A 5,644-nucleotide genomic window follows, 5' to 3' on the forward strand; every position below is an offset into this window, starting at 1 on the left:
CAACGCTTAAGCTATCCTGAACCATACGCATAGCGTATGGTTTTCTTTTTACAAATTAAAAATGCGGCCTACTTTGTAAGCCGCATTGCATTTTTTATTTTTACCTTATCTTCTTAAAACTCCGCATTATCCTGCTCAAAGAACCCCATCAACTTCAACGTGTTAGCCATACTCTCGGTGCCGTCAGATATTTTCCGTTGAATTGTACTGTCGCTCAAACTGCGGCGGAAGAACAAGAGTTTCTTTGTACGAGTACCCCTGAATGTACCTGTAGCCGATTGCTTTCTTCTCATCTTCGTCCTGAATGAGCGCCCAGGCTCTCCAAAGCTGTCGAGTATAATATTTGTACTGCTGATACACCCAACGCTGCTTTTCGATCAGGACTCGTGGCATTGGCAGTTTTATCTGCGTGCAGCTCGTCCTGGTCTATCCGACGAGCAGATTCTCCGTCAATTGCGACTTGTTTGAGATCCGCTTCGAATTTTTCGAAATCCTGCATCAAAGCAATCATCTTTGTATATTTACCGAGCAGAAATTTTGTCCGCTGGATCTCCTTTCATTAGCTATTGGAAAAAGCTCACCTTGTCCCCATGCCATCGCCATTCCCCTCATTCCCCTTTGTATGTTAATATCGAAATAAAGGTAATGAAGCATTAATTCCATTGTTTTTTCTTTCCTCGGTACAGTTAGAAAATAACAATATTTCAGTTAATAGGCGCCAGAATATCCTTAATAAACATACAAAAACCTAAACATGATACTAAGTTCCTACGGTACAAAGAGAAGGGGTGGCTTACGCCACTCCCTCATCTTGCATCATCTTGGCTACACGTTTTTTATAAACCGAATATTTCGAGCTGATCTGTGTGCTTGGCACGCCAATTTCGCGCGCAAGTTCCAACCACGTTTTTCCTTCTTCCTTGCGTTGTCTCAAAAGCTCAGGAAAGTTATAAGGAATGTCTTCAAAGGTCGGCTGCTGCTCCAAAATGAAGCTTACCAGTTTCTTCGGATCAATCGCGGCCGCTACGGTTGACGTATTGTTATCTGTAGCTGCGTCTTGATCATTGTCATTTTCCTGGTGATCAGAACCGCCCGACCCTTCGCTTTCGAAGTCCATCTCTCCAGATCCGGCGCCGTCGACCTCATCATTTGCCCCCCGCATCCATTTTGGGAGATCAGAACCGCTGTTACCTAGATCATTGCCGCCTTCATCCATGATTTCCTTTTCGAAATCGTCGAGCTCATCTCGTTCAGGAAAATTGACACCGACTGGCTCCGCTGGGTCCTCCCCTTTCTATTCGTCATCCCCTCCGCCGTTGGCACCCGGTACAGTTCCATCTACAGCGAATAATTCTGCTTGATTTTCGTCCTTCTCCTGAGCTTCGGGCTGCTGGACCGAAGTTACAACCTCGGAAGCATCTGCCGTCACCTGCCGGCCGCCGACGTAAAGCTTGTACATGTCTTCTTTTTCAAAATCAAAGGACATTTGTGAGTCGGCAGGATGACATTGACTTCCTCGCTCTGGTTGTTGCTCAGAAACACCAAATGAGGCAATGCTGCTTTAAGCGGGAAAATCAATTTAACCTCAATGGACGATTCCCTAATTTTGATTCCCTTTGTAATTTTTCCCGTAATCTTCGCAAAATTTTGTTCCATATCGATCACTTTCCCCTCAAAAAAATTATGATAAGTCCTTGATTTTGACTTCAATGCGCGGACGGCTGCTATATCTCTTTTGAACAAATACCTCAACTACCTGGCTGTCATCCTTCCAAATGACGCCCTTCAAGGCATCCTTTACGCCCTTCAGGTAATTATCGACATCCGGCTTTGTGGTCGGCCGCAGTTCCCCAGCTTCTGCAGCAGTCGCCTTTCGTTTGCTGAAACTCTTGGGCATCGATCGGTAAATCGTGAGCATCATTCCGACCGGGCCTTCCAGGAGCGAGGCAGGCGCGTGCTCAGCAGTAGCCAGTCGGACATAATCTTTGTAATCCCGAGACTTGGCCAGATCGTATGCTTTAACGAACCCGCGATGATCCCTGAGCTTCAAATTGGACACGTTGCTTTGAACGATATTCCTGTCCAACTTGGATCTATACAGGAGCCATACGGCTTTGACGGGATTCTTGGGATTGATTTTATGATAAAAGCGAAATGCAAAGCGAATTTTGAAGCATTAGAAATTACATTTAATTAAAACAACACGTTCAGCCAAAGCAAAAAACCTTCTCGCCATGCCCTCCCTATAATAAGGAAGACACAGTACAGAAGGCTAAAGCATTTGAGGGCTCGATCAGCTCGACGACGGCCTGAGAACGGTCTTTCACATTGAGTTTTTGCATAACGTTCAAGATATGGTTCCGCACCGTTTTCTCACTGATAAACAGTTGACCGGCGATGTCACGGGTCGTTTTATCCTGAACAAGCAGTTCGAACACTTCACGTTCACGGTGTGTCAATAAAAATTTGCTTTTATGATCGTTCCCCTGCCAATGGTAAAAGTAATGAATCTTCAAGTATCTCTTTGAATCACTAAGCAACTTGATTAGGTTTATTTTAAGGTATCAATCTTAGCTCAAATGGTGGCTACTCTCCGAAGGATAATGTATATCTTTCAACGTTTACAGATCACTATATTTTTTAATTTTAATAATTTCTTCAACAAGAGACTCACATTTTTTAACGTTCTTGAACAATGTGGGTACTACCGCAGTGTTTCCAAATAGATCATTCACACACTGGTTCAATAAATCGTAATTTAAAGTGACCCTGACATCAAAATTGAAGTTTTGAAGAAATATATCAAAATTATAATTTGGATTTCCGATTTCACTCAGGGGTAATTCTTGAAATATTAAATGAGCAATTATCCTATTCCCATGGATAGCCATACTGTAGTCTCTGTTTAGTTTATTTAAAGACAACTTATGGATAGCTTCATCAATTCCCCTTTGTATTTTAACACAACGCCACACATAGATCCCTGAAACCCCAGGATTAAACAAAGCAGTGTAGGGATATTTTTCAATGTTCTCCCACAGCTTTCCTATTTCCCTCTTCAATTGAACTGCTATACTTGGTCTATTAAAAGCACAAGCGAGAGCTGTAGTGCTATCTACCAAATCAAAAGAATTCTCTTTCTTATTTTGAGTCTCTGTTCGCATAATATAATAGTTGATTTTTTCAATTGCTAGTTCAGTCTGAATACGACTTTGCTCTGGATCTAAAGCAACAAAATCACGATTTTCGATTTTATTCTGTCTATTATTGTTTTTGGTTATATTCTTTCCAAATTCCTCATCAGTATTTTCAAGTGAAATTATTCGGACATGAACAAATATCTTCTCTAATTTCTCCTTATTATCTTTTAATACAGAGTACTTTCCTATTGTTCCAACTGTTTGCGCTCCATTGACAATACTTACATCTTCACATTTAAATTGGCCAAATGAATTGTCTCCACCACCTAAAGCAGATTTTGAAATTGATTTACATATAATGGTTATTCCGTTATTAAAATACCAAAAATTGTCCGGATCCTTCTCTATTGTTAATCTAATATCTCTATTAATTTCAGTATCACCAATTAATTCTCGTAGATTTTTCGTAAAAAGCCTATTGTCATATTTATTCCACCAATCTGCTATCTCATTGCCGTTGACTTGTCCATAATAAGCTTTTAACGGTGCATCCTTCTTACCCCATTCTTTGATACCTATCTCTAAATGTATAGGTTCCCCTGAAACACCTGTCTTTAATGAGTCGTGTAGTCGAGTTTGGTTAAGAATGGTTGTTGACAAGATATCGTTAGCATCATTCATATCATTTTCAAAATTAGCAAAATCTCGTTTAGACATTTCTGATAAGTTTATTCCAGTATAAGCAAGTACAATTTGAATTTTTATATTGAAGTCATTAATAGCATTCATTACTATATCAGATAGAGCCTTCACTTTGTTATTGAATATATTGAATTCAAAGTTCACCAAGTCCTTAGTTCCTGCGATAAACTTCTTAATATCTCCATTTTCTGGTTCACCGGTACCATTACCAATCCATTTAGACTGAACAATATACAGCACTTTCATTTTATCATCAAAATATATACCATCTATCCCGTTATCATTGGAGCCGTCAACTACATACTTGCTCGCGGTAGCAGGATCAACTTGAGCTAAATTTTGAATGGCATATGCTGTTAGTGCCCTAGTTAGAAAAAAATTCTCATTTTCATTAGGATTACAATCGGATAAGTCTATAAGACCTTTATAAGCTCTCAGAAGATAGTTTTTTATTTGTGTTACATGAATAATGCTCATCAGGACAGCTCCTTATAAATAAACTTTTTAATTCAAACTTTATCATAATTTGTGTATTATTGTAATCTCCTAAAACAATAACTGTAGTACAAATTAATTTAATTAAGGGAGTAGGCTTATTAACCCTGCTTCCCATCATAATTTCCATTAAACCATCTGGCGAAGACTTTTAATTGACCGTCCAACCTTCACTGCATGTAACTGACCAGAATAACACAAATCATGCGCCTGGTTTTTTCCAGTTTTTAAAAACCTTTGCACATACTTCTAAAACTAACGAAAGTTCATCCATCTCTAACGGGCTTATAAAACGTCTACCACTTGTACCTGTAATAAGTGGACTCTCGGATATGGCGCTCAAATATTTTGTTGTACACTTGATAGTAAAAATAACCCTTTTTATCCGTTTTAACCAAATTTCGCATCTATTCTCTGCTTTCTTTATAAACAAAAGCTGATAAATCAGAGATTTGGTTTTCAATTGATGGTCTTACTAATCGTTTCCACACTCTTCCATCCATGGTACAATAGCCCCTGATAATATAGTCAAAAAGAAGGAGTGTAGTAGATTTGAAAAAGACGTTTGTGATCCCGGCAGTAGCCGTGCTCATATCTGCACTTTTGGGGGGCTGTAATTCCGGCCAGGCCGACGAGCTTGCTACGGCTAAGACAGAGCTTGAAAAGCTCAAAACAGAAGTTACGAGTTTGAACGATGAGGTCAAGGAATCGAAGGATAAAGTGGCATCTTTAGAAAAGGAAAATAAGACTTTAACCGAGCAATTGGCCTTATACCACGAGCAGACAAACAAGGGATCGGAACCGACCACCAGCGCCGCTATATCTGATCCAGTCGAACAGGAGTATGCAAAGAATTTCATTGAAGTGGTTGATCTGAAAGCTAAATGGTACACCGATAGTCTGTATGGAAATAAGGTTGCCGGTTACACTTACAGCCTCAAAAATAAGGGGAATAAGGATGTTGAATACCTAACGGTAACGCTCTACTTTATGGATAAGGACGGCAAGACGATTTCCGAGGCATCATTGACTCCTATCAACCCTGCAGATATTTTCGACAATAAACCACTAAAGGCAAATTATTCTTGGAAAATGGACAGCGGAACGTATTATCAGGCGAAGGATGTTTCGAAGGATTGGAAAGAAGGCTCAGTGAAAGCTGAAGTAACAGAGATTCGATTCAAGTCATGAATACCTGTTGTGCTTATTGAGATTTAGATACCAAATTATGCGCCAGAACAAATTATTCACATTTTCCGCCAAAGCAAAAAACCTTCTCGCCATGCCCTCCCTATAATAAGGAAGAC

Annotated in this window: 7 protein-coding genes; 1 reads left to right on the plus strand and 6 read right to left on the minus strand. The window is 39.7% G+C overall.

Features of this window, described 5'->3' with window-relative positions:
• Nucleotides 1–289: 289 nt before the first annotated feature.
• From GQY55_RS31710 to GQY55_RS30420, 6 genes are all read right to left on the minus strand, one after another.
• Nucleotides 290–511: a hypothetical protein gene (locus tag GQY55_RS31710; protein WP_236575976.1), complete on the minus strand. Its 222-nt coding sequence runs from the start codon at nucleotides 509–511 to the stop codon at nucleotides 290–292.
• A 282-nt stretch (nucleotides 512–793) separates the two neighbouring features.
• Nucleotides 794–1,216 carry a hypothetical protein gene (locus tag GQY55_RS30400; protein WP_160045665.1) on the minus strand — a complete coding sequence of 141 codons (423 nt, stop codon included), beginning with the start codon at nucleotides 1,214–1,216 and terminating at the stop codon, nucleotides 794–796.
• Between the two features lie 78 nt (nucleotides 1,217–1,294).
• Nucleotides 1,295–1,486: a hypothetical protein gene (locus tag GQY55_RS30405; protein WP_236575977.1), complete on the minus strand. Its 192-nt coding sequence runs from the start codon at nucleotides 1,484–1,486 to the stop codon at nucleotides 1,295–1,297.
• A 195-nt stretch (nucleotides 1,487–1,681) separates the two neighbouring features.
• Nucleotides 1,682–2,059 carry a RusA family crossover junction endodeoxyribonuclease gene (locus GQY55_RS30410; protein WP_236575978.1) on the minus strand — a complete coding sequence of 126 codons (378 nt, stop codon included), beginning with the start codon at nucleotides 2,057–2,059 and terminating at the stop codon, nucleotides 1,682–1,684.
• 184 nt (nucleotides 2,060–2,243) lie between these two features.
• Nucleotides 2,244–2,510: a helix-turn-helix domain-containing protein gene (locus GQY55_RS30415; protein ID WP_160045670.1), complete on the minus strand. Its 267-nt coding sequence runs from the start codon at nucleotides 2,508–2,510 to the stop codon at nucleotides 2,244–2,246.
• Nucleotides 2,511–2,621: 111 nt separating this feature from the next.
• Entirely contained in the window at nucleotides 2,622–4,319 is a 1,698-nt protein-coding gene (locus tag GQY55_RS30420) for an AIPR family protein (protein ID WP_160045667.1), read from the minus strand.
• Nucleotides 4,320–4,889: 570 nt separating this feature from the next.
• Between GQY55_RS30420 and GQY55_RS30425 the strand changes: the two genes are divergently transcribed.
• Nucleotides 4,890–5,528 (plus strand): hypothetical protein, encoded by a 639-nt coding sequence (locus tag GQY55_RS30425; RefSeq protein WP_160045668.1) that lies wholly within the window; start codon nucleotides 4,890–4,892, stop codon nucleotides 5,526–5,528.
• The last annotated feature ends 116 nt before the right edge of the window (nucleotides 5,529–5,644 follow it).

The organism is Paenibacillus sp. USDA918EY, from assembly GCF_009870825.1.
Taxonomy (GTDB): Bacteria; Bacillota; Bacilli; order Paenibacillales; family Paenibacillaceae; genus Paenibacillus_AQ; species Paenibacillus_AQ albilobatus.